Source organism: Paraburkholderia phenazinium (assembly GCF_900141745.1).
Lineage (GTDB): Bacteria > Pseudomonadota > Gammaproteobacteria > Burkholderiales > Burkholderiaceae > Paraburkholderia > Paraburkholderia phenazinium_B.
In genome coordinates, this window is the sequence record NZ_FSRM01000002.1 from 1,019,760 (window position 1) to 1,042,681 (window position 22,922).

The 22,922-nt window shown below is 58.5% G+C and carries 27 protein-coding genes; 13 read left to right on the forward strand and 14 right to left on the reverse strand.

Annotation, left to right across the window (positions count from 1 at the left end; translation table 11 throughout):
* The first annotated feature begins 70 nt into the window (after positions 1 to 70).
* Entirely contained in the window at positions 71 to 775 is a 705-nt protein-coding gene (locus BUS06_RS24660; RefSeq protein WP_074267034.1) for an alpha/beta fold hydrolase, read from the forward strand.
* A gap of 22 nt (positions 776 to 797) precedes the next feature.
* Here the strand turns inward: BUS06_RS24660 and BUS06_RS24665 are convergent, their stop codons facing one another.
* Positions 798 to 1,700 (reverse strand): DMT family transporter, encoded by a 903-nt coding sequence (locus tag BUS06_RS24665; protein WP_074267035.1) that lies wholly within the window; start codon positions 1,698 to 1,700, stop codon positions 798 to 800.
* Positions 1,701 to 1,714: 14 nt separating this feature from the next.
* Here BUS06_RS24665 and BUS06_RS24670 point away from each other — a divergent pair, with 14 nt between their 5' ends.
* From BUS06_RS24670 to BUS06_RS38340, 3 genes are all read left to right on the forward strand, one after another.
* A complete protein-coding gene (locus BUS06_RS24670) occupies positions 1,715 to 2,296 on the forward strand; it encodes a GNAT family N-acetyltransferase (protein ID WP_083611582.1) in 582 nt (193 codons plus the stop codon).
* Positions 2,293 to 2,874, forward strand: a complete 582-nt coding sequence (locus BUS06_RS24675; RefSeq protein ID WP_074267037.1) for a nucleotidyltransferase family protein — start codon at positions 2,293 to 2,295, stop codon at positions 2,872 to 2,874. Before BUS06_RS24670 ends, BUS06_RS24675 begins: the two co-directional genes overlap by 4 nt.
* Positions 2,875 to 2,941: 67 nt before the next feature.
* Positions 2,942 to 3,925, forward strand: a complete 984-nt coding sequence (locus BUS06_RS38340) for a tetratricopeptide repeat protein (RefSeq protein WP_167379427.1) — start codon at positions 2,942 to 2,944, stop codon at positions 3,923 to 3,925.
* Between the two features lie 25 nt (positions 3,926 to 3,950).
* Here BUS06_RS38340 and BUS06_RS24685 read toward each other — a convergent pair whose 3' ends face one another.
* The 4 genes from BUS06_RS24685 to BUS06_RS24700 form a co-directional block, all read right to left on the reverse strand.
* Positions 3,951 to 4,583 carry a nucleotidyltransferase domain-containing protein gene (locus tag BUS06_RS24685; protein ID WP_074267039.1) on the reverse strand — a complete coding sequence of 211 codons (633 nt, stop codon included), beginning with the start codon at positions 4,581 to 4,583 and terminating at the stop codon, positions 3,951 to 3,953.
* A 353-nt stretch (positions 4,584 to 4,936) separates the two neighbouring features.
* Positions 4,937 to 6,013 carry a threonine aldolase family protein gene (locus BUS06_RS24690; protein WP_074267040.1) on the reverse strand — a complete coding sequence of 359 codons (1,077 nt, stop codon included), beginning with the start codon at positions 6,011 to 6,013 and terminating at the stop codon, positions 4,937 to 4,939.
* Between the two features lie 115 nt (positions 6,014 to 6,128).
* Positions 6,129 to 6,944 carry a helix-turn-helix transcriptional regulator gene (locus BUS06_RS24695; RefSeq protein ID WP_074267041.1) on the reverse strand — a complete coding sequence of 272 codons (816 nt, stop codon included), beginning with the start codon at positions 6,942 to 6,944 and terminating at the stop codon, positions 6,129 to 6,131.
* A 135-nt stretch (positions 6,945 to 7,079) separates the two neighbouring features.
* Positions 7,080 to 8,021: an aldo/keto reductase gene (locus BUS06_RS24700; protein WP_074267042.1), complete on the reverse strand. Its 942-nt coding sequence runs from the start codon at positions 8,019 to 8,021 to the stop codon at positions 7,080 to 7,082.
* Positions 8,022 to 8,276: 255 nt separating this feature from the next.
* On the opposite strand from BUS06_RS24700, the gene BUS06_RS24705 reads away from it, so the two are divergent.
* Genes BUS06_RS24705 through BUS06_RS24720 form a run of 4 tightly spaced genes read left to right on the forward strand, consistent with a single transcriptional unit; the run spans position 8,277 to position 11,264 of the window.
* Entirely contained in the window at positions 8,277 to 9,509 is a 1,233-nt protein-coding gene (locus BUS06_RS24705) for a SpoIIE family protein phosphatase (protein WP_167379428.1), read from the forward strand.
* A 14-nt stretch (positions 9,510 to 9,523) separates the two neighbouring features.
* Positions 9,524 to 10,087, forward strand: a complete 564-nt coding sequence (locus tag BUS06_RS24710; protein WP_074267043.1) for a SiaB family protein kinase — start codon at positions 9,524 to 9,526, stop codon at positions 10,085 to 10,087.
* Positions 10,088 to 10,107: 20 nt separating this feature from the next.
* A complete protein-coding gene (locus tag BUS06_RS24715; RefSeq protein ID WP_074267044.1) occupies positions 10,108 to 10,494 on the forward strand; it encodes a DUF1987 domain-containing protein in 387 nt (128 codons plus the stop codon).
* 11 nt (positions 10,495 to 10,505) lie between these two features.
* Positions 10,506 to 11,264, forward strand: coding sequence for a GGDEF domain-containing protein (locus BUS06_RS24720; protein ID WP_074267045.1), 759 nt, complete (start codon positions 10,506 to 10,508; stop codon positions 11,262 to 11,264).
* A 177-nt stretch (positions 11,265 to 11,441) separates the two neighbouring features.
* Here BUS06_RS24720 and soxR read toward each other — a convergent pair whose 3' ends face one another.
* Positions 11,442 to 11,921, reverse strand: coding sequence for a redox-sensitive transcriptional activator SoxR (soxR, locus tag BUS06_RS24725; protein ID WP_174567548.1), 480 nt, complete (start codon positions 11,919 to 11,921; stop codon positions 11,442 to 11,444).
* 205 nt (positions 11,922 to 12,126) lie between these two features.
* Between soxR and BUS06_RS24730 the strand changes: the two genes are divergently transcribed.
* Both BUS06_RS24730 and BUS06_RS24735 read left to right on the forward strand, forming a co-directional pair.
* Positions 12,127 to 13,020 carry a questin oxidase family protein gene (locus BUS06_RS24730; protein ID WP_254369078.1) on the forward strand — a complete coding sequence of 298 codons (894 nt, stop codon included), beginning with the start codon at positions 12,127 to 12,129 and terminating at the stop codon, positions 13,018 to 13,020.
* A gap of 378 nt (positions 13,021 to 13,398) precedes the next feature.
* Positions 13,399 to 14,130 (forward strand): OmpW/AlkL family protein, encoded by a 732-nt coding sequence (locus BUS06_RS24735; RefSeq protein WP_074267048.1) that lies wholly within the window; start codon positions 13,399 to 13,401, stop codon positions 14,128 to 14,130.
* A gap of 36 nt (positions 14,131 to 14,166) precedes the next feature.
* Here the strand turns inward: BUS06_RS24735 and BUS06_RS24740 are convergent, their stop codons facing one another.
* From BUS06_RS24740 to BUS06_RS24755, 4 genes are all read right to left on the reverse strand, one after another.
* Positions 14,167 to 14,553, reverse strand: a complete 387-nt coding sequence (locus tag BUS06_RS24740) for an ester cyclase (protein WP_074267049.1) — start codon at positions 14,551 to 14,553, stop codon at positions 14,167 to 14,169.
* Positions 14,554 to 14,577: 24 nt separating this feature from the next.
* Positions 14,578 to 15,306, reverse strand: a complete 729-nt coding sequence (locus tag BUS06_RS24745; protein WP_074269270.1) for a haloacid dehalogenase type II — start codon at positions 15,304 to 15,306, stop codon at positions 14,578 to 14,580.
* A 58-nt stretch (positions 15,307 to 15,364) separates the two neighbouring features.
* A complete protein-coding gene (locus BUS06_RS24750) occupies positions 15,365 to 16,018 on the reverse strand; it encodes a hypothetical protein (RefSeq protein WP_254368950.1) in 654 nt (217 codons plus the stop codon).
* A gap of 121 nt (positions 16,019 to 16,139) precedes the next feature.
* Positions 16,140 to 16,313, reverse strand: coding sequence for a DUF2934 domain-containing protein (locus BUS06_RS24755; RefSeq protein ID WP_074267051.1), 174 nt, complete (start codon positions 16,311 to 16,313; stop codon positions 16,140 to 16,142).
* Positions 16,314 to 16,573: 260 nt separating this feature from the next.
* Between BUS06_RS24755 and BUS06_RS24760 the strand changes: the two genes are divergently transcribed.
* On the forward strand, positions 16,574 to 17,191 hold the full coding sequence (locus BUS06_RS24760) for a rhomboid family intramembrane serine protease (RefSeq protein WP_074267052.1): 618 nt from the start codon (positions 16,574 to 16,576) through the stop codon (positions 17,189 to 17,191).
* A 66-nt stretch (positions 17,192 to 17,257) separates the two neighbouring features.
* Here BUS06_RS24760 and BUS06_RS24765 read toward each other — a convergent pair whose 3' ends face one another.
* Together BUS06_RS24765 and BUS06_RS24770 are read right to left on the reverse strand one after the other, a co-directional pair.
* Positions 17,258 to 17,566 carry a hypothetical protein gene (locus tag BUS06_RS24765; RefSeq protein ID WP_074267053.1) on the reverse strand — a complete coding sequence of 103 codons (309 nt, stop codon included), beginning with the start codon at positions 17,564 to 17,566 and terminating at the stop codon, positions 17,258 to 17,260.
* 136 nt (positions 17,567 to 17,702) lie between these two features.
* Positions 17,703 to 18,407, reverse strand: coding sequence for a Crp/Fnr family transcriptional regulator (locus BUS06_RS24770; protein WP_074267054.1), 705 nt, complete (start codon positions 18,405 to 18,407; stop codon positions 17,703 to 17,705).
* 116 nt (positions 18,408 to 18,523) lie between these two features.
* Here BUS06_RS24770 and BUS06_RS24775 point away from each other — a divergent pair, with 116 nt between their 5' ends.
* A complete protein-coding gene (locus BUS06_RS24775) occupies positions 18,524 to 19,288 on the forward strand; it encodes a class II aldolase/adducin family protein (RefSeq protein WP_074267055.1) in 765 nt (254 codons plus the stop codon).
* Positions 19,289 to 19,302: 14 nt separating this feature from the next.
* Positions 19,303 to 20,325: a 2-dehydropantoate 2-reductase gene (locus BUS06_RS24780; RefSeq protein ID WP_074267056.1), complete on the forward strand. Its 1,023-nt coding sequence runs from the start codon at positions 19,303 to 19,305 to the stop codon at positions 20,323 to 20,325.
* A gap of 3 nt (positions 20,326 to 20,328) precedes the next feature.
* Here the strand turns inward: BUS06_RS24780 and BUS06_RS24785 are convergent, their stop codons facing one another.
* The gene (locus BUS06_RS24785; protein WP_074267057.1) at positions 20,329 to 21,765 is read right to left on the reverse strand and encodes an MFS transporter; all 1,437 of its coding nucleotides are present in this window, start codon (positions 21,763 to 21,765) and stop codon (positions 20,329 to 20,331) included.
* A gap of 79 nt (positions 21,766 to 21,844) precedes the next feature.
* Positions 21,845 to 22,906, reverse strand: a complete 1,062-nt coding sequence (locus BUS06_RS24790) for a LacI family DNA-binding transcriptional regulator (protein ID WP_074269271.1) — start codon at positions 22,904 to 22,906, stop codon at positions 21,845 to 21,847.
* Positions 22,907 to 22,922 lie beyond the last annotated feature (16 nt).

Below are 22,922 nucleotides of genomic sequence, written 5' to 3' on the forward strand. Positions count from 1 at the left end.
ATTCATTGACTATCAATTTAGCACGATGGCTTGAACAACCGTTCAAGAGCGCTATTCGAGAGTGGCTTACATGACCAAAAGAGGAAAACCTGAACTTCTCCTTCTGCATGCGCTTCCGCTTGATGGCTCGATGTGGAGCGCGCAAATGGAGCTTCTTCCAGGCCGGACCTATGCGCCGACGCTATACCCCTTGGGCGATCGGATAGAAACATGGGCGGCCGAGGTCCTACGCCTCGTGAAAGGCGATCGTCTGATTGTGGTCGGTTGCTCGGTTGGAGGCTCCTGTGCGCTTGAAGTGGCCGCCGCTGTGCCTGATCGTGTCGCGGCGTTGGTTCTTATCGGAACCAAGGCCCAGCACCGTCCAGATGCCGCGCTTCACGCTTCCGTTCTCGATACGCTTGAGGGCCAAGGATTGGAAGAGGCCTGGCGGCTCTTTTGGGCACCATTGCTTTCAGACACGGTCTCCATTCACGCGATCCGGGAAGCGAGGCGAATAGCGCTATCTCAGTCACCGCATGAGGTAGCCCGAGGGGTAAGCGTATTTCATAGCCGTCCGAGTCGCGATCAGGTTCTCTCTACATTTCCCGGTCCAGTTATCGTGGTCACCGGCGAAGATGACAATTTGCCGGGTCTAAAAACGAGCGCCGCACAGGCCGATTCGGCTCGAAACGGAAGTCTCTACGTTGTTCCCGGATGTGGACACTACGTGCCCTTGGAGCGCCCGGAGATTTTCAATTCCATCATGCGGGATGTGATTGCCGATCATCGCTCATGAAGCCGCGCTGACCGAGAACTCATCAAGCCAGCGGTCCCTCTTTATCTTTCCGCCGCACCGCGACCGCGATAGCGCTTCCGACGATGAGCGCAATTCCCGCGAACGACAGCGGTTGAATCGTCTCACCCCAGATGACGTAACCGAACAGCGCCGCCCATACGATGCTCGTATAGTTATACGGCGCAAGCTTCCCAGTGTCCGCCTGGCGAAAGGCGACCGTCATCAGGAGCTGTCCTGCGGTCGCGAACGCGCCGAGCAGTGCCATGATCAACAGCGCCTCCACGGACGGCGTTCGCCAGCTGACTACGAGGGTAAAGCCCGTAACAAATGTCCCAACGAGAGTGAAAAACAGAACCGTTGTCGCCGAATCGTCGGTAGACCGTATGCGCTTGATCTGAACGATAGATAACGCACCGAAGAAGGCGCTCAGGAGCAGGAACGTCGGACCGAGCCAGCTCGAAGGACCGCCGCCCGGACGCACCACGAGCAGCACACCGCAGAATCCAACGAGCGCTGCTGCAACTCCACTTGCTGTCCATCGCTCTTTCAAGATCAGCGGCGCGAGCAGGATGACAATCAACGTTTCCGAATACGCGAGCGCCACCGCTTCGCCCAATGGAACGTAAGGCAAACCGGCAAAGAAGAATCCTGAAGCGCCGAGAAGCGTAAGCGCACGCAGAGTCTGACCTTTGACATCGATATTGGCCAAACGCTCAGCTAGTGAAATGCGACCCCGGCAGCACATCGCCACTGCCGGCACCAGGCCGAACAGCATCCGGAAGAATGTCACTTCATTAGCCGGATATTGCAGCGCAACCGTCTTCGCCAATGCATCCACCACAGCAAAGCAGAACATCGAAGCAAGTATGCTGACGACGCTGTTCAGCGGAAGAGGGTTGGCGCCTGTTGCGCTGGACGATGGCATAGCGGTACGGAAGTATGAGCGTGTCGGTATCATCTCATACGACTGAGCACCGCCCTTTTGTTGCATTTAGAATTACCGCTCTCACTTCGACGGTTCACCTGATGCTAACAATCCGCCGGCTCGCCAACGAGTCGCACGACGACCGCGCCAATGTGCTGCGCATTTTTCTGGAATCGCCCTCGTACACCGAACTGGTTGAAGGTCGTTTGCCCTCTGCAGAAGATGTCGAGGACTTCTTCTATGGCAAACCGGACGCCAAGGATGTGGCGGACAAATCGGTGTTCGGCTTCTATGTTGGGTCGGAGATGATCGGGTGTGCTGACGTGATTCGCGCGTATCCGACTGATGACTGTGCGTGGATCGGGCTGCTGTTCTTTTCTGAAGCGCACCAGCGTCGAGGTCACGGCACAGGCGCATTGGCGTTGATAGACGCGATGGCGCATGAGTGGGGTTACCGCAGATTGCAGCTCGCAGCCATTTCAACGAACCCGGGTGGATTAGCTTTCTGGCGGCGTGAGGGCTTTGAAGAGATCCGTCGCACGACCAATCAGCGATTCACCGGCGAAGTCATCGTCATGGAACGAACTATCAAATGAGTGCGACCCTGGAGCACCGTTTGATTCAGGTTACGAGAGCGAATCAATGGAACTCGCTAATTCTTGATCGGGCGGTACAACTCGGCTTTGAGGATTGGTGGCTGACGGCTGGCTGCATTGCGCAATCCGTCTGGAATATTGCTTGCGCACGAGATATCCATGTAGGCATTCGGGATTACGACCTGTTCTACTACGATCCGGATACGTCATGGGATGCGGAAAACGAGGTCATTGGCAATGCGAGTCGCATATTCGCCGACCTCCCCGTTGAGGTGCAGGTACGCAATCAAGCGCGTGTTCCACTTTGGTATGGGCAGAAGTTTGGAATCCCGTTTGGCCCTGTAAATAGGGCTTCGGATGGCATAGATCGATTTCCGTGCGCGACGACTGCGGTTGGGGTCAAGCGCCGGCAGGGGGAGTTTCAAGTTTATGCGCCCTTTGGTCTTACGTCTCTGTTCGACGGCATATTGAGGCCCAATCACGCACTTTGGATACCTGAGGTGTACGAAGAGAAAGCCGCGCGTTGGCAGCGCGAGTGGCCGTATCTTCGGCGGGTGTCCTGGCAGTTAGTGGAATAGCATTTTTTTCGCGCCGTCATTTGACGCTAGCATGCGAGTTTTCCCCAGGATGTTTATGCCGGTGACCATGAAGCAGATCGAACCGACGAAATCTTTGCTGCGCATTCATCGCCTTCGATGGAGCCACACGTCAAGACGATCGCGTGGGCAGATCCCGCTATATGCCGCGCTCGCATTCCTTATTGCAATCAGCCTTCCTCGACCGCTGCTCGCCGCGCCGCTAGACATCAATCAGCTTTGGAACTGGGATTCGCCTGCCCAGAGCGAGGAACATTTCCGCGCCGCGCTGGCAGGTGCCGATGCAGATCAGACATTCATTCTCCAAACCCAGATCGCGCGAACCTACGGCTTACGCGGTCAGTTTGTCCAGGCACGTCAGATCCTCGACAGTCTCAAACCTGAACTGGCCCACGTCTCGTCAGAGGCACAGGCGCGCTATCACCTGGAGCGGGGCCGCACATTTGCCTCGGCCGTATCCGTTCCTGGAGGGGTGACGCCGGACATGGTGCGCGAGGCGCGTAATGAATATAGCGCGGCGTTTCGCATAGCAAACCAGCATCATCTCGACGCGCTAGCGGTGGATGCTCTGCACATGATGGCCTTCACCGATACCGCGCCGGCGGATCAGTTGCGCTGGGACGAGCGCGCGTTGACACTCGCCTTGCAGTCCTCGGATTCCACGGCGCAGCATTGGGAGGCGTCACTGCGCAACAATATTGGAAACGCGCTCAATGATCTCGGCCGCTACGCGGAGGCACTCGAACAGTTTCGCATTGCGCTCGCGCTGCGCGAACGTGGGGGAGACGCAGAGGCAACCCGTCAAGCATGGTGCTCGGTGGGTTGGACGCTGCGCCTTTTGGGCAGGAATACCGAAGCACTAGCGATTCAGCAGCAACTGCTTGCTGAATACGACGCTATCGGAGCAACAAATCCAGATGTTCTGGACGAGCTCAAGGAAATCTATCGGGCCACTGGCGACGAACGGAATGCCGCGGTGTACGCGAGTCGCCTGCAGGTGTATCAGGCGGCGCATCCTGATGCTAGTCAGTGATCGGAGAATATGTGTGCCTGATAACTCATAGACGTGCTTCCGTCAGCTCAAATGTGGCTGCAATCGCTTGTTCGATCGCGGCGAGGCTTGCCTCGGGTTTTAGCGCCATTTTGAATACTTCGCAGTGTTTCGCGTTCATGTCTTCCATGGTGCGCAGGGCTTGCTTTGGGCCTAAATACCATCGACCTCGGGCCGCGAAGTAATCCTCGAGCAGTGAGAACAAGAGCCAATGACGCCGGTAGTCACCTTCAGCATCTCCTTTAGCAGCTCGCCTTAGCATCTTCGCTGCCCAAGCCATGCGAATCGATATCTCGGCCTCGGGTATCTGTTCAGGCCCGGCGGTGTACTGAGCATGCACTTTCGTGAGCACGTCGTCACCGAATGCGCCTCGCTGGAATAGCACTCGACCTGCATGAATGCGGATCCAACTGGGATCGGCCTCGTCGTTTGTGGCGTGCACGAACAAGTCCAGGAATAACCCATTCCATTGCGATGCGACACGCTCGGGACCTCCGGCGTCACGAAACGCCATTACGTCGATGTCGCTCGCTGCGTCCCAGTCATCGCGTGCGCGCGAGCCGTAAAGAATCGCGGTATGGCAATCGTAAGTAGTCTGAAGTTCAGCAGACAGTTTCGTCAGCAAGTCTTTATTGAGCATAGAACGCCTCGCCAGAGCTCAATAGCGTTGTTAGCGGGTAGCGATCAAGATCGACCAGCAGCGACGAAAGGCACGATGCGCGAGACCGGGCGCACGAGTGTAGACAGGGGTGCTTATGCACCCCAGGTAGACTATGTTCCATTGATAAAATCCGTTGTCCATGCAGATACAACCGCACCCGTGAGGATGGCGGCGGCAAAGAGCTATACAGCGGAAACGGGTTTTACATTGGAACGTTTAGATGGAGTCGCTAGGTTTTCGCGCATCCTAATTCAGAATAAGCTCGATACGCAAGTTGATCTTTAATGTCCAACGCCCGCTCATTACTTTGGGCAGGCGTCTTCGCACAATCATCATCGACCCGCGTAATGACGTGTCACATGCGCAAGCAGGTTGTCGACATCCTCAGCCGTGGTAGAAAACGACGTCACGAAGCGGACGACGTTGGCTTCCCAACGATCGTGATAAAACTTGAATCCTGCCTGAAGTAGCGACTCGATTACCGCAGACGGCAATCGGCAAAACACGATGTTGGCCTCAGGCGCGCCGAGCACTTCGATGCCGCTCAACCCTGCGAGTCCCCAGATCAGGCGCTGCGCAGCGTCGTTGGCCTGGCGTGCGTTGCGCAACCAGAGATCGTCGGTCAAGTACGCGTCTATCTGGGCCGAAAGAAAGCGCATCTTCGAGAACAGATGGCCCGCACGTTTGCGGCGGTAGCCCATTTCGGGCGCGAGGGATGCATCGAACAGCACGATCGCTTCCGCTGCGAACACGCCGTTCTTGGTTGCACCGAACGACAAGGCATCGACGCCAGCCTTCCATGTCATTTCCGCAGGCGAGCAGCCCAGCGAGACCAGTGCATTGGCAAATCGTGAGCCATCCATATGAAGTTTGATGGAGGATGCCTTGCAGACCTCCGCCAGCGCTCCGATCTCGTCGAGGGTGTAAACGCCTCCTTCTTCCGTCGCCTGTGTGATGCTGACGCACGATGGTTGCGTCGAATGGACGTCACCCACTTTCACGCGAGCCGCGCTACCAAGACTTGCGGGGTCGATCTTCGCGGATGGGCCGTCCACCGCGACCAGCTTCGCGCCATTCGCATAGAACACGGGCGCGCCGCACTCGTCGTTGTTGATATGGCTCGCCGGATGGCAATAGATGTTGCCCCACGGTGGCGTCATCGCGCTCAGGCACAGCGCGTTGGCGGCGGTGCCGGTGGGCACCAGAAACACGTCGACTTCGCGCTCGAAGATTTCGCTCAACTTATCTTCGACGCGAGCCGTGAGCTCATCTGCTCCATATGGGCTCGCTTGCCCGGTGCTATTCGCCAAGATGGCTTCAATGACCTCCGGCGACGCGCCCGCGATGTTATCGCTCGTGAATCCCATAGCCGGCGTCTGGGCGCCGTGCGACCGATTACTACTGTCCATTGTCGTTTCCTTAACTCGACGGGCGGAGAACTTCCTCCCTGATTGGCGCATCGTATGTCGAGTGAGGTCGCTGGACTTGTAAAAAATTGATCGATCGTCAAGCCGTGGGCACGCTTCAGGCCCTGTAGTTCGACGGCGCGGCGCCGTAGGCCTGCCGGAAAGCGCGATTGAAATGGCTTTGATCGTAAAATCCGACTTCCTGAGCGACGGTTGCGATTGCCTGTGAGCTTCGGGACAAAAGCGCGCAAGCTCGCTCGAGACGAAGACGGAGCAACCACGCGTGGGGCGTCATCCCGACGGTCTGCTTGAATTGCTTGAGGAACTGGAACCTGCCGAGCGAGCAGAGTGCGGCCAGTTCATCCAGCGTGATCTTGTCGCCGAGGTGGTTGAAGCAGTAGTCTTTGACGCGTTCCCACTGAATGCGCGAAAGCGAGCCGCGCACCGTTTCAGGCACGATCGAGCGCGATTGGCTCAACAGACATTCCAGCAACGTGAGCCATTCCGTCTGCATCTCAAGACTGCTCGCAACGTTACACCACCTCATCTCATTGTGCAGGCGCAGGAGATGGCCAGCTAGCAGCGGGTCTTCGAGTAAGGCGCCTGCGAATTCCGGTGTGCGGTGAAGGCCGCCGATCTCCTCTGCCACGCTGGCGAGGAGTTCCTGTGAAAGGCGGAATGTCCTGAGCGTGGATTGGCTGCCATCTGCCGTGACGCCATCGTGGATCTCGCCTGGCGGCATCAGAACCACTGTCCCGGGTCCGTGCAGGACAGCCTTTCCGTTGACCCTCTGGCGCTGAACCCCGTCCGTCACCAGCCCCACATGTAAATCGAGGTGGAAGTGGCGGTCGAAACTGAAATCCGTGAAGCGTGCGGTACTCAGCACCAGGCCGGGTATCTCGGACACTTGCTGGAACTGGGCATACTCAGTCATGGAAAAGGGAGCGATGACGCGTGTTGTCGGGCGTTAGTAAAGTATAACGCCGCAAATCTCACCGCGAGGCCACGCCACGTCACGCGATCTGGCTGGTACGAATAGCGTATTCGATGACCCGGAAGTCGCCTTCGTTTATTGCGTGCGGCGCGGAATGAAACCGGGGCTACCGGTCTTGACGACTTCGTTGAACCTCTGCCGCGTCTCAATCCGGTTAATCTCGTCGAACGCGTCTTCGGGAAGTGCGGAAACATCCAGATTCTCTTGCGCGCGTGCTGCAGTTTTCGGGGTGGTAAGCAAAGCCCCACCACGTTGGATTGCCCACGCAAGCAGTACCTGGGCTGGCGTCTTTCCAGTTCGCGCGGCAATCTGCGAAATGACCGGATCCTCGAGCGGTCCCGGCCTGATTCCGTGACCTAGTGGCGCAAAGGCCAAAAACACGATCCCATGCTCTTTGCTGAACTCCAGGAGTTCGGTTTCCGGGAGATACGGATGTGCTTCCACCTGTACCGCCGCTGGCTTGATTCGTGCCGATTCATAGAGCGGCCGTAACTCGTCCAGACCGATGTCGGACAGTCCGATAGCCCCGCATCTTCCATGGTCGACGAGCTTTTCCATCGCGCCCCATGTGTCCAGCAAAGTCACGCCCTTGTCGTAGATGACATTACCGTTTGCATCACGCGGGTCCTGCTCATCTCCCGGTCGAAATGCAAACGGAGTGTGGATCAGATAGAGATCAAGGTAATCGAGGCCGAGCCTTTCAAGGCTTGCGTTGAAAGCTGGTTCGACTCGCTCGGGCCGATGATTGGAATTCCACAATTTTGTGGTCACGAAGATGTCTTCGCGTGCGATTCCGCCGGCGGCAAGCGCTGCGCGCAGCGCTTCGCCCACCTCGCGCTCGTTGCGGTATCGCTCGGCACAATCCAGGTGTCGATAGCCCGCTTCCAGCGCGTCTCGGGTAGCGCTGATAGTGACAGCGGGATCGGGAATCAGCGTGCCAAATCCGAGTGCGGGCATGCGGCCGCCTCCATGATTGAGCACCAGCTTTTTGCTCCGGAAATCGGAAGACTCGAGCATGATGACACCTCCGCACAACTTCACATCCCGCGATGTATAACCTGCACTTGTTGTAATTGTGGCGCAGGAGTCGTTTCGTCGATCAAGTGTAGCAAATGACGGTCAAAGCCAAAGGAAAACGTTTGCCACGGGCCTTCCGGCCCGCTCGCGTTTTTTCGGGGTTTTTAGCAGGTTTCCTTTAATGGTCTGGCGTAACGAAACTGTCATAAAGACCCTTTAGCGTGCTTGATTTCTCGTTCAACCGGTAGTCGTGAAATGCACCCCGCGCTTGCGCAGTTTCGTCGTCCCGGCGTGCCAGGAAACCCGCGTTGCGCCGGCGACCTGTGTCAGGAAGTCCCCGCCATCGATGCGGCCGATTCGAACTCCCTGGCAATGGAGATTTTCTATTCGCGGGGCGACATGGTCAGTTTGGCCGTTCTGGAGGGCGATCGCCCCATCGGTCTGATCAATCGCGATATTTTCCTGTCGCAGATGAGCAAGCCGTTCCACCGCGAGCTTTACAACAAGAAAAGCTGCATCGCGTTCATGGACAAGGATCCGCTCATTGTCGACGCGGACATGAGCATCGAAGCGCTGACGTTCAAGACGGTCGAGGTAGGTAACAAGGCGCTCTCCGATGGATTTATCGTGACGCGACAGGGCCGGTTCGCCGGACTGGCTAGCGGCTTTCAGTTGTTAGGCGCCGTAGCCGAGATGCAGGCGGAAAAGAACCGGCAAATCATGCAGAGCATCGAATATGCGAGCGTGATCCAGCAAGCGATGTTGCGCGCTTCGCGCGACGCGTTGTCGTCCATGTTGCCCGATGCCGAACTGGTATGGGAGCCGCGTGATGTGGTGGGCGGCGACTTTTATCACTTTGCTTCGTTCCCCGACGGATGGTTTGGCGCTGTAGCCGACTGCACCGGACATGGCGTGCCGGGCGCTTTCATGACGTTGCTTGCTTCGGCCTCACTCTCGCAGGCGCTTGAACGAATCGGACCACGTGATCCAGCCGCTCTTCTCGCAGCTGTCAATCGCAACGTCAAGGGGTTGCTCGGTCAAGTAAATGGGGCAGGCGAGTCGCCGCAGTCGAACGATGGCCTCGACGCAGCATTCTTCTGGTTCGACGCTGCACAGCAGCGACTCTATTTTTCCGGTGCACGCATCGCCCTTCATGTTTTGCGGCCGGATGCCGATAACTTCGAGAGCATTCCGGGCGAACGCATGGGCGTAGGGTATGTCGACAGTCTGGCGGACTATGCGTGGGCGCTGAACGCAGTCGCGCTTCCGCAGGGAAGTCTTTTGTTCGTTTCGACAGACGGGTTGATCGATCAGATTGGCGGTCCCCGAAAAATTGCTTTTGGGAGGCGCCGCGCTCTCGAGTTCATTGTCGAGAATCGCGCGCAACCATTGTCCGGCATATGTGAAGGTTTGCAGCGCGCGCTCGCCGACTGGCAGGGCGCACAATCGCGTCGCGACGACGTAACGCTATTTTTTGCACGCGCTTAGGGTAGTCCATGAATATGTTTGAACTCTTAGAACAGGATGCCGCGTTTTTCGAACTTGCTCAGAGGCGCAACCTGCTTTTTTATCACAAGGGCTACTTCTCCCATAGCATAGTCGCGGCGATGAGTGAGGTCGTGAAACTGCAACTGGAAGTGGCCGGCATCAACGCGCCGACCCGGCGCAAATTGTTTTCGTCGTTTATCGAACTCTCGCAGAACATCATTCACTATTCGTCCGATTCGCTCGCCGAGGGCGGCGGGACCGGCGGGGCCATCCGTGAAGGCGCGGTGTGCATCACGACGGACGGTGAACGTCATCTCATGTTATGCGTGAATCCTGTTGCGACGTCGGCTGTGAGCCATCTGCGCGAGAGGCTTGAGCCGTTGTGCAATATGTCGCTTGAAGAAATCAAGCAGGCGTACAAAATATCGCTGCGCTCCGATACGCCAGAAGAGAGCAAGGGCGCAGGGCTCGGGTTTCTGACAATGGCTCGCGACGCGAGCGCTCCGCTGGAATTTGCCTTTTATCCGCGTGTCGATGCCCCTGAAACCACGCTGTTTTGCCTCAAGACCATCATCTGACCTAGGGACGAGTCGGCACCATGGACAACCTTCATATCGCGGCCACGAGTACGTCGCCGGAAATCGATTTTCAATTTGACCAGAACGTTCTGACGTTCAGGGGCGAGTCTTACCCTGAGAACGCAGCCGCGTTTTATGCTCCGGTGATCGAGCGGCTTCGCGCGTACCTTGCGGGTTGCAGCGATGCCGTCATCACAGTGGAAGTCACGCTGACTTACTTCAACAGTTCGAGCACGAAGATGCTGTTCAGCGTGTTCGACGCGTTGGATCAGGCCGCTTCATCTGGGAACCGCGTGGTGGTGAGATGGTTCCGGGACGCCGAGGACGAAACCATTCTCGAGTTTGGCGAGGAACTGCAAGCCGATTTCACGGCAATCGAGTTCAACGATTGCCCGGTTGCGACGTAAGGGCGGCCACGGTGGGCTCAACTTCCTCATCGGACGCAGCTGCGAACGACGCTCCGGACCTGTTTAAGACCGAGAGCGAGGCGCTGGAGAAGGCGCGCGCGATCCATGCGAACGCCGACGCCGACGCGGAGCAGTGTCGTCTGGCGCTGGCTGAGCTGATCGGAAATTTCGAACGCCTGATGCGCGAGACGCGCCGCCTGATTGGCCGCAGCGACCGCGCTGAGCGTGAGATGCATGCACTGACGCAACAGCTGCAATATCGTGCGACGCACGATGCGCTGACCAATGTATTGAATCGTAGCGCCGTGATCGAGCGGACGATCAAAGCGCTGCGCGCCGATCGGGCCGTGATGATCCTGCTCGATATCGACGACTTTAAAAAAGTAAACGACGACTACGGACATCCTGTTGGGGACGCGGTGATACTCGGCATTGTCGATTGTTTGCGGCGCATCGTTGGTGAAGAGGGTGTTATCGGTCGCGTCGGCGGTGAGGAATTTACGGTGTTGTTGCCGGGGTATGGACTCACCGACGCATTGCAACTGGCGGAGAAGATGCGCGGGGCGATTGGTAGCCACGTCTTCCCTGCGCCGGTGAATCGTCGTATTACCGCGAGTTTTGGAGTCAGCGCAAATTCTGCTCGCACTGACTTCGATACTGCATACGGGCTAGCGGACTCCGCCTTGTATAAAGCGAAGCGAGGCGGGCGGAATCGCGTGGAGTTTGCTAATCCGCAGGTGGTTTGTCCCGCGATGCCGGGTGGGGATTGAAGGGGAAGTTGTCGCGGCAGGTAGCGCAGCGACTTTTGACCTTCCGAGCCTACAACGCCGGCTTGAATCGTCCTGCATTCCGTGCCTTCTACCGTGCATTTGCCCGAAACCGAATGACCATTTCCAGGCGACTCGGCCTGAAAATCCATCCTGCATGCACGGACGAAAAGTGCGTACTCAAGATTGGCCTTTAGCCTCGGCCAGCACCGCATGCGAAGGGTCGCCCAGTAGATAGCGGGCACCGCTGCCGCGCCGTCGGGCGACGTCTTCGGGGTTGTAGAGCGAGCAGGATTTCAACGACAGGCATCCGCAGCCCACACAGGACGCAAGCTGATCGCGCAAAGCGATCAGTCCGTCTATGCGCTCCTGGAGCAAAGGCTGCCACGCCCGTGAGAGTCGCTCCCAATCCTGTTTGGTCGGAGTGCGCTGCCCGGGCAACGCGTCAAGCGCGGAGCGGATCTCCGCCAGATTCAATCCAACGGCCTGTGCGGCGCGGATAAACCCGACCCGGCGCAGCGTCTCCCTTCGATACTGCCGTTGACCGCCGTCCGTTCGGGTGCTGCTAATCAGCCCCTGTTCCTCGTAGAAGCGGATCGCACTTGTCGCCACGCCGGAGCGCTTCGCAAGCTCGCCGATGGTGATTGTCGTCTCGTTCATGACGCTCCCGGGTATTTGCTCTTGACTTCAAGTTTACTTGAACTTTCACAATGGGACCTTCTTCCTTTGACTGAGAGACGGTCACATGCACAGCGACTCGGTTCGGCTCAAGTTGAGTGAGCTTCTGGATGCGAACGCACGTTTCGACCTTGCCGCAAGAGGTACAACCAATCACTGCCCAATGGCGCTTGTTGCATTGGCGGAAATGGGGGCGTCGCCAGATCGACTGCAAGCGTTCTTCGATATGTGGGAGCGCGAGTACGCCTTGAGTGCACCGCCTGTTGACGCGACTATCTCCCGTAACGATTGGAAGCGACACGTGGGCGAACGTGAGGCATTCGGTGCTTTACGACTTTGCTTCTTGGACTGGATCGTAGACGCCGGTGCTGTTCCGGTAATCACGGCAGTGCTGCAAGCGGTTCCTTTCGCGCCTGCTACGCAGGCCTTTCATTCGCTTATCAGGCTGGCCTACGGCATTGAAGCGGGGCATGCCGGCGAGATTGCAGCGGGGCTGGCGTCGTTGATTTCGTCGCATCTGCCTATTGACGTTAGCCTGGACAAAAATCCGAGGGCTGAGAGTGCCGATGCTGGATTCGATCACGCCGCTCGCGCATTAAGCGGTACGGTGTTCGCCGGTAGCTCGATCACGGCACGCTTGCGCGCCGTTGCAAGCGATGTGCGGTTTGGCACGGCGGTCCTTGCGCCTCCCGCCAGTGCGGCCTTGCTGGACGATCTGGCGCGAGCGACGATTGCCGCATACTGGCGCAAACCCGACTTCACATTGCTGCACACGGTCACGGCAACGCGCGCCGCGCGAATCGTCTTTGCCGAGCTTCACGATAGCCTCGTCGAGCAATTGCTGCCCGGCTTGTGGGTTGCGCTAAGTGCAGCTTACGCAATGATCGGCAGACCAGCCAATACGGAAACGAGCTTTCCGAATATCGCGGTTAACTGGAGCGAGTTGTGCCAGATGGCGGTCGCCTCGGACGATGATCATGTGATCAAGATGACCTACACATGTCTTTGCGAGGACCGTCGCCAGCCGTCGCCGCTTTATCTCGCTTCGGCAGCGAGGCTGTTTGAGCCGTCGAAAGCTTAGCGTCGACGCTTGAATGCAGGTAAGAAAAGAGAAGGGAGTCGAGGCCAACATCTTCGCGCTAGCCCTTGCATACCGAGTTTCTGCTGCGGTTAAATGACATTGCGTTGTCATGTTCCAGGTGACGCGACGACGCAAAAGTGTTTTCTTCCACAAAAGGCAACCGGAAGCCCGCTCTAACCAGCGGGCTTTTGGCTTTGTCCAATCGCTGCGTTGAATGAGATCACACATATTCAAAGCATGCCGAACTAATTCGCCAGCGCAAAAATCCTTACCAAATTTCAGAGACAACATTCGACAGATAGGATAGCGAATCGAACGAGCGTACGCATAGAATCGCCTCTGATTTATCAAAAAACTGACCTAAACGGAGGAGACAAGATGAGGAAGATTCGCGTGATCGCGCTGGCGGCTGCATTGTTGGCGAGTACTGGGGCGCATGCGCAAAGCGCTGGCGATTTTGTCGCGAACCTTGGATGGTTCCATCTCTCGCCGCAGGACTCGAGTAAACCGCTTACGGTCAATGCCCTTGGCACGAGCGTGACGGAGAGTGGTACGGGCGCGTCGGTTGACGACTCCGACACGTTCGGCATTACGGGCACCTATTTCATTACCGATCACATCGCCACCACCGCAGTATTCGGCATACCGCCAAAATTCCATCTGAGCGGCACCGGTTCGCTTGCGGAGCTTGGGCAGCTCGGCTCGGCCTACGAATGGAGTCCGACGCTGCTCCTGAAGTACTACTTCAACGACGCGCAGAGCCACTTCCGGCCATACCTGGGCGCAGGTGGATCGTACGTCTGGTATAGCGGCGTGAAATTGAGCCAGGCCGTGTCGAGTGGCAGCTATCTGTACTCGAGCACCTATGGAACTGCGCTGGAGGGAACTACGACGGCGAAGCTGAGCAGTTCTTTTGCGCCGGTCATCAACGCGGGGTTCGCCTATAACATAGACAAACACTGGTCGGTGGATGCGTCGTTGTCGTATATGTGGCTATCGACGCGAGCCACTTTAACGACGCACACGGCGGAGGCCGGGACTGTGACGAGCACCACGAAGCTCAAGCTCAATCCCATCATTTCGTTTGTTTCTATCGGGTATCGCTTTTAACGGCGCTCCACATTGCCGGTCGCAATGTGGAGCAGATTATATTTGCGCTTCGATCGCGCTTTTGTCGATCACCGACCATACCTGCGCGATCTTTCCGTCGCGGAACGCGTAGAAGACGTTCTCCGTGAAAGTGATGCGCTTGCCGTCGATGTGCAATCCGAGGAAAGTGCCCTTGGGAGAGCAGTTAAAGCGCAGACGGCTTGCGATAACCGGAGGTTCGGTTACCAGCAGTTCGATATCGAAGCGCAAGTCCGGAATGTCGCGAACGTCCTGCTCCAACATTTCGCGGTAACCCGACAAGCCAAACGGTCGGCCGTTGTGGATGACGTCGTCGCCGACGAACTGGCCTAGCGACGACCAATCCCGTCTATTCAGGCAATCCAGGTAGTTCCGGTAGAGGGTACTCAGGTCTGGCTCGTTCACAGTGACCTCCTTGTCGCTTGACGGCTAGGTAGGGCATCCCAGCTTCGTAGCCAGATCGTTCATATCCGATGCTACAAAGTCCCACGCCTGTGTGGGATGCAGGTCGCTCTGTTGAGCGGGTCCGTGTTCGGTTGGTCGTATGACGAATGCTGTCTTTAGCCCACACTGTCTCGCTGCGGCCAGGTCACCGTTGTGGGCTGCAACCATGCAAACCTCGGCGGGTTTCAGACCAAGGATTTCGACGGTGTCGGTATAGACTTGTGGCGACGGCTTGTATGCCCGAACGACCTCCGCGCCGAGAATCGCGTCCCAAGGAAGGGCAGCCCGTTTGGCCATATCCACCATCAGCCGGATGTTGCCATTCGAGAGCGGCGCGATCATGAAGCGGCGCTTGAGTCTTAGCAGTCCCTCGACGGAATCGGGCCATGGGTCGAGCCGATGCCAGGCGTGGTTCAGTTCGTCGAGTTCATCGTCAGGAATTGAACCCGGATCGATTCCATAGGCGACCATTGCCTTGGCCAGGTTTTCCTTATGCAATACATCGAGCCTGACGAATGGGCGCCGTCCGCTTCGTATCTCTTCCATTGCCGGTGTGTACTCACGCCGCCACGCGTCTGCAAATTCAAACGGGTCAATCGCCAGCGCGTGTCGGCTGAGGAATGGGCCTACGTCGCGAGCGACACCATTGCGCCAATCGACAACCGTTCCGAACACATCGAACACGAGTGCCTTGATTTCAGGGTGGTCCGCCATCTTGTCTACCTCGTAGCCAGTGCGATACAGCAAGTTTAGCTAGCCGTTTTGTCTCCAGTTATCTTTCGCGCTTCCTTCGATATATCATCATCGCGCCCACGCCTAATACGACAATAACGAACAGAAGGCCAGGAACGATGAAGAACGGACTGGACGAATTCCCGGTTGCCGTAACGGTGTTCGCGGATGCCGCACTGACCTCAGCCGGGGCGGACGCAGCCGCCGGAACCGACTGCGGCAGCGCCACGCCATAAGCGCTTCCCTGGCGTGAGACGGGGACACTCGACGCTTGCTGGCTTGCCGCAGAGGCGACTTGAGCGGCGACCTGAGAGGCGGGCAACGCACCTGAGGCAGGCCCAAGCGCTTCCGATGCGGTCATGACAGGCGCCGCGACGATATTCGCGGGACTCTTGTCGACGGTGCTGTTCGCTTCAGCGAAAACGCCATCAATGCAGTGCACGTCAGTGCAGGCGTCGCGCTTTTGTTTCCAGGCGGCAACATCGCTCGGCGTCAGCTTTCCCTCTTGCAGAAGCCTTTGCTGCTGCTCATAGACGTCATCGTACTCATGATTCAGAATCGCGTGGTCGCAAATGATCCGCTGGGCGGGCTGGCGCGTGCTCTCGCACTGGATGTCGGTGGCCCACGAGCTTGCGCTAAACAGCATGCAGGGAATCAGAACAGCGAGTTTGATGGTGCTTGCGGGTAACGGCAATTCAGCCCCTCCGAATGCGTGATGGGTTGATGATACTCTGGACTTCGCCGCTTATTGATTGGCGCCTCAGCGTTCGCGCCAAGGCTGACTTGCGCTAGTCGGAAAATAAGGCGTCCGCACCTCAGACGTCGTTTGGCGTCACGGACGGTGGCTCGTCCTGTGCCTTGTCCTCACCGGCCAGTTGCCTCTGCGCTTTTAGCCAGTACTCGTCAGACTTGCCTTCCGGACTGCCGTCTTTCTCCCAGAGGTAAAAGGCAAGCGTTCTGATCTGCTCTTCGGTAACGGGGAAGTCCATTTAAGCCTCCGGCACTTGATACGGTTGGATTGATTTCCGCGCTGTTATTGCTGCACGGCGTCGGTGTCAGTCCGTAGCAAACGCTGTGCCGCAGCGCGGAAATCGCCCCCGCCTATGCCTGGTTGGCGTGTCCTGCTGTGATGCCCACCTGTCCGGAATTGACTTTGCCGGGCAAATTGGATTCCGCTACTATGCATGTCAAAAGGGGCAGGCTCGCGACGCGACTACCCCGCGATGGCACATTGGTAAAGTGACTCGTCATGCCACAACCCTCGATACGGCTCGCACGCCCGACCTCCACCGCCGACTCGCTGTTTGCGCAGCTTAGGGCACGCATTTTCCTTCTCGGTGCCTTTGTCGGTTCGATGTGGGTGATCTTTTTTCTGTCGGCCGCGTTGCCGTTCCTGCAATTGAATCGACACGGAGTGGTGCCGCGTACGCTCAGCGGGCTGCAGGGCATCCTGTTCGCTCCGTGGTTGCATGCAAACGTGATGCATATCGTGTCGAACACGGGTCCACTGATCATCCTGGGCTGGCTATGCATGTGGCCGCGCATCGCGAACTTCTGGCAGGCGACAATCGGCGCAATGCTTGGCGCGGGCCTGTGCGCCTGGCTGCTTGGTGCGCCTTACACGGTGCACATCGGCGCTAGCGGTCTGGTGTTCGGCTACGCTGGCTATCTGGTTGCGCGGGCTCACTACACGCGGCAGATCCTCGCGATGCTGGTGGCGCTGTTCGTGGCAGGCAGCTACGGGCTGACTATGTTCTTGGGCGTGATGCCGGTTTACCCCGGCGTGTCGTGGCAAAGCCATCTTGGTGGCGCGCTCGGAGGAATTCTTGCTGCTCGCGCAGCGGCTCGCAGTTTGCGACGCTCGTGAGCCTGGAGGTCTCGCCCGAACAACCCTCGGCGACGTGCCGGATTCAATCGATCGGCGCAGAGCCGGTCACGATTTCCCTTTTAGGGTAAAGGGAGCTAGCAGCGACTGCACATCGACCTGTTGGCCCTGGAGCATGAGCAGTCTTGCGTGGAGCACCGTGTTTTCGAGGACCAGCTTGGCCGTGCTTAGCAGGTATAGCGCGTGAACGTCGGAGACCGACATGCCTGCTTCGACCAGATGGTGACGCTCGACTAGCGAACTCATCACGAGACGTCTGAGTTCCTGCTCACCAAACGGGAGGTCCGCGTAATCGATGGGATCGTCAGCTTCCACTTCCCGCAGCATGTCAACAAGCGTTTCTGTGCTCACTTCCATGTCGGCTCCACGTAGTCGTGTCGATTGAGATCAGCTTAACCAAACTATAAGCTACGCGAAAGAGATTTTTGCGGGCATATTCGGCTTGAAGTCTTTTCGAGCGGACGTAGGGCATACGCAGCGACATCGACATCCCTCACGTCTCGAGATCCCCAAGACTAGCCGCCCTCAACCGGTCAAAATCAAGAATGGTGATCTCCCCGGATTTCAGACTCACTATCCGTTGACTCTCCAGATTCTTGAGCAACTGATTCGTGGTCTGCCGCGACAGCGACACCATTGAAGCGAGACTGTCTTGCGAGAGCCTTATCCTGTTCTGCGCCGCATTGAGACCGCCGTACCCGCCCGCAATTGACAGCAAGCGGTTCGCCACGCGCTGCGCCGCGGGTAGCAAGGTCATCGCTTCAGCGTTGTCGAACGAAAGCCGGAGTCTTTGAGCCATCAACAACGCAAAATCGCGCCAATAACGGGGCGCGGTGTCGAGCAGGTCTTTCAGCGCAGCCTCGGGCACGTGCAGCAGAAGCGTCCTGCTAACCGCGGTGGCGTTGTTCGGGCGTGGCAACCCATCGAACAGCGAGATTTCTCCCACCCACGCAGTCGGTCCTAATACCGCAAGCAACGCCTCCTTCCCGTCCACCCCGACTGTGCCGATAGCAAGCGCACCGCCGAGCACAGCATACAGACCGTAAGACTGTTCGCCACGCCGATACAGGACTTCACCCCTTTCCAGCGTCACCAGGCTGGCGTGGCTGACCAGATAGTCCCGCAACTCGACCGACAGGCCGCGGAACCACGGCGTCGTTTCGAGTTGCGTCCGGTAGCGGTTCTGGCTGGATTCCATTGGTGCGTCGACCTGTCGTGTACCCGACAGATTTTAGGCCGGTTCGCGAACATCATGGGGACTCGCCGTTGTCCTGGGTTATCCCATGCTTGAATCATCGAATAAGGAGTGTCGACGTGGCCTCATCTAATCTCAGTCTGAAGAACGAAGTTTCATCTGCCGAATGGGAAGCGCGAGTCAATCTAGCGGCGGCGTATCGCCTCGTTGCGCTGTTCGGGTGGGACGACCTGGTGTTTACGCACATCTCGGCGCGCGTGCCCGGCCCCGAACACCATTTCCTGATCAACCCGTATGGCCTGATGTTCGACGAAATCACCGCGTCGTCGCTGGTCAAGGTGGACCTCAACGGCCGCAAGGTTGTCGAATCGCCTTATGACGTCAACCCGGCTGGCTTTACGATCCATAGCGCTGTGCACGCGGCCCGCGAAGATGCGCTGTGCGTGATGCACACGCACTCGGTCAACGGCGTTGCAGTGTCGGCGCAGGAAGCGGGCTTGTTGCCGCTCTCCCAGCAATCGCTTGGGGTGCTGGCATCGCTCGGCTACCATGACTACGAGGGCATCGCACTTAACGAAGCCGAGAAACCGCGTCTCGTTCGGGACCTCGGAAGCAACACGTATCTGATGCTGCGCAACCACGGCCTGCTGACGGTTGGCGCTTCGCCGGCAGACGCCTTCGTCGCCATGTATTTCTTTGAGGCGTCCTGCATGATTCAGGTACGTGCTCAGTCGGGTGGCGCAAAGCTGACTCCGATCCCCCAGTCGATTCTCGCCGGCATCAAGGAACAGATCCGTGCGGTAACAAGCGGCACGCCAGGAGCGCTGGCATGGCCAGGCCTGCTGCGCCGGCTTGACCGTCGCAGTCCCGGATACGCTGACTAACCGTGAGAACCAGCATGGCAAAGATCTTTATCTATGGCGCTGGCTCGATTGGCTGCTATGTCGGCGGACGACTTCTTGCCGCGGGCAGCGACGTCACTTTCATCGGACGTGCGCGCGTGGCCGACCAGTTGCGCGATCGAGGCATCACACTGTCGCGGCACGACGATAGCCGCTGGCATGCGCCACCGGAGCGGATCGACGTATCAACGGACGCGGCGAGCGCCGCCGCCGCCGATCTCGTGCTTGTCACCGTCAAATCTGCCGCGACGCCTACGGCCGCAGCAGAGCTGGCCGGTGTGCTCCGCCCCGGCACGATCGTTGTGAGCTTCCAGAACGGCGTTGGCAACGCGGACGTGTTGCGTGCCGCGCTGCCACAGCACACGGTGCTGGAAGGGATGGTGCCATTCAATGTCGTCGAACGCGGCCCGGGTGCGTTTCATCAAGGCTCGGGCGGCGAACTGGAGATCCGGCATACGCCGGCCATGCAGCCGTTCGTCGAAGCATTCAGGAATGCAGGACTGCCGCTGATTCAGCACGACGATATGCGGCCCGTGCAATGGGCCAAGCTGTTGCTCAACCTCAACAACGCAATCAATGCGCTCGCGAACCGGCCTCTCAAGGAAGAGCTTTCGCAACGCGCGTACCGGGTTTGCCTCGCTATGGCGCAGGAAGAAGCGCTCGCGCTTCTGAAGCGGGCCGGCATACGGCCAGTCAAAGTGACGCCGCTTCCCGCCAACTGGATACCGCGCGCTCTTCGCTTGCCTGATGCGTTGTTCGAACGCGTCGGTCGCGCAATGCTGACGATCGATCCCCTCGCGCGTTCGTCCATGTCCGACGATTTGGAGGCAGGGCGCGCTACGGAAGTTGACTGGATCAACGGCGAAGTGATGCGCCTCGCGCAACGTCTGGGGCAAACGGCGCCGGTGAACGAACGACTCTGCCAGCTCGTGCACGAAGCCGAGCGAGCCGACGCACGCCCTGCATGGTCAGGAAAAGCGCTGTTAGGCGAGTTGCGAACTGCGGCGAAAGCCGCTTAGCCGTCAAGATTTGCCGACGCTCCGTCGATGCCCGCTGACGTGTTCGCCCGCGTCGGGGGCTAACGTAAACACGTCGAATATCGCAATCACGCTTAACGCTGCCACCATCAGAAAGGCGATGCTGAAATCTGCCGGCACTAATGTTTGAGCGTCGTGGCCGTGCCACCACGAGGCGATTCGCAGCGCGATTGCGCCGGCTGCGACGCCCATCCCCATTGTCATCTGACTCATCGTGCTCGACAAGGTCGAGGCGCCGCTCATCTGCGGTTTTGGAACGTCAGCGAAACCGAGCGTATTGATGGCGGTAAATTGCAACGAACGTGCGACGCCGCTGACGAACAGTGCGCCGAGAATCCATCCATACCCCGTGGTCGGCCTTAGCAGGCTCATGCTTGCGAGTGTGACTGCGGCAAACGCGCCGTTGTAGACGAGCACGGTCCGGAAGCCGAAACGCTGCAGGATTTGCGTCGTAACGAGTTTCGTCGACAGATTGCCCGCAAACACAGCGAGCGTTAGCAAGCCCGACTGAAACGGGTTCATGCCAAAGCCAACCTGAAACATCAAGGGCAACAGAAACGGCACCGCGCCGATCGAGATCCGGAATAGCGAACCGCCGGAGATCGCCACCACGAACGTCTTGATCCGGAACGCGGACACATCGATCATCGGATGCGCGGTGCGGCGAAGATGGAACCAGGCTACCGCGCAGGCCACGAAGCCGACCACGAGAAACACCAGCGACGAGTGCCAGGACGTGTCGGCGCGGCCGATTGCCTCCATCGCATACATGACCGAGGTGCCCGCAACGCCGGTCAGCACAAAGCCCAGTAAGTCGAAAGGGCGGGAAGCCGTGTCGCGCTCCGCGCTGAGGAAACGCCAGGCCAGCGCCATCCCTATCAAGCCCAGCGGCAGGTTCAGATAGAAAATCCAGCGCCACGTGAAGTATGTCGTGATGAATCCACCGAGCGGTGGCCCGAGGACCGGCGCGACCAGCCCCGGCCATGTGATCACCGAGATCGCGCGCACCAGCTGTTCCTTGGGCGTGACGCGCAGCACAGCGAGACGTCCGACTGGCACCATCATTGCGCCGCCTATGCCCTGCAAGATGCGTGCGCCAGTGAATTCGACGAGATTGCCGGTCAGGCCGCAGAGTATCGATGCACCGGTGAAGATCGCGAGGGCCGCGGTGAAAACGTTGCGAACGCCGACGCGATCGGCAATCCATCCACTGATCGGAATAAATACGGCAAGCGTCAGCAGATAAGACGTGATACCGATACTTAGTTCTACTGGCCTGATATGAAACGATTGCGCCATCTGCGGCAATGCCGTGGCAATAATCGAACCGTCGAGGTTTTCCATGAAGAACGCGGCAGCGACCAGTGACGTGACCAAAGTAGTACTACCGTGGCGCACGGAACCTGATGACGAAGTCGACATCGGCCAACACTCCTGAATGGCGAACTGAAGCAATGAAGAAGGTATGAAACAGGACGGTGCTGCTATGGGGCCGACGGCGTCAGGTGCTATCCCGCTCGATCAGATTAAACCCGACGTCGACCATCTGCTCGGAGTCCGGACCGTTTTCAATCCGGTTGACGAGCATGGTCGCCGCGAGCGAGCCGATTCGCGTGCCATCGATTCTCATGGTCGACAAAGGCGGCGTGGTGTCCCTGGCAAAATTCTGGTCACCGTAGCCAATCACACGCAGCCGTCCAGGCACTGCAATACCCTGGCTCTCGGCTTCCATCAATACGCCCAACGCAAGGCTATCCGCGCCGCAGAAAACGGCGTCGATATCGGCATCTTTCTCAAGCAAGTCCTTCAACGCCCGCCGCCCGTCGCCGAGATTTGCCGGTGACTCGATCGTCACCACGGGGATGGCGGGGCTCGTCTTGGCGCCACCGAACGCTTCAAGGAACGCCTTGGTGCGAGCCTGCGCGCGCCGGTCACTGGGTGTGAAGACAGCGGGGCGCCGCGCGCCACGCTTCTTCAGGAATTTTGCCGCGGCTTTGCCAACCTGCTCATGCGAGAAGCCGACCAGCATGTCGATCGGCTCGCTCGTCAGATCCCAGGTCTCGACAACCGGGATGCCGCTCGCATGCAGTTTTTGCCGCGCACTCTGGGAGTGAACGACGCCGGTCAGCACGATGCCGGCCGGCCGGCGGCCAATCACTGCATCGAGTAGCGCGTCCTCGCGCGACTCGTCGTAACCGCTTTGCCCGATCAGCAACTGATAGCCCGACGCGGCAAGCTCGCTTGTGAGGGCCTCGACGGTCTCCTGAAACACGCTACCACCCATCGCGGGGATCAGTGCGACGATGAGATCGCTGCGTGTCGATGCCAGCGATCCTGCGATGAGATCAGGGGTGTAGCCGGTTTGCCGGACCGCCTCGCGGATGCGTTCCAGCGTATCGACCGAGACCAGTTCCGGCGTATTCAGTGCGCGTGAGACGGTCACCTTGGTCACGCCAACGAGCGCTGCAAGATCGCTGAGCGTGACGCGCCCGGAGTTCTTGCGGGCGCGCCGCGAGGCGCTTCGTTCGACAGGGGCAAGCAGGGAAGTAGGCGTTTTGCTCACGTCGTTGATCACTCGG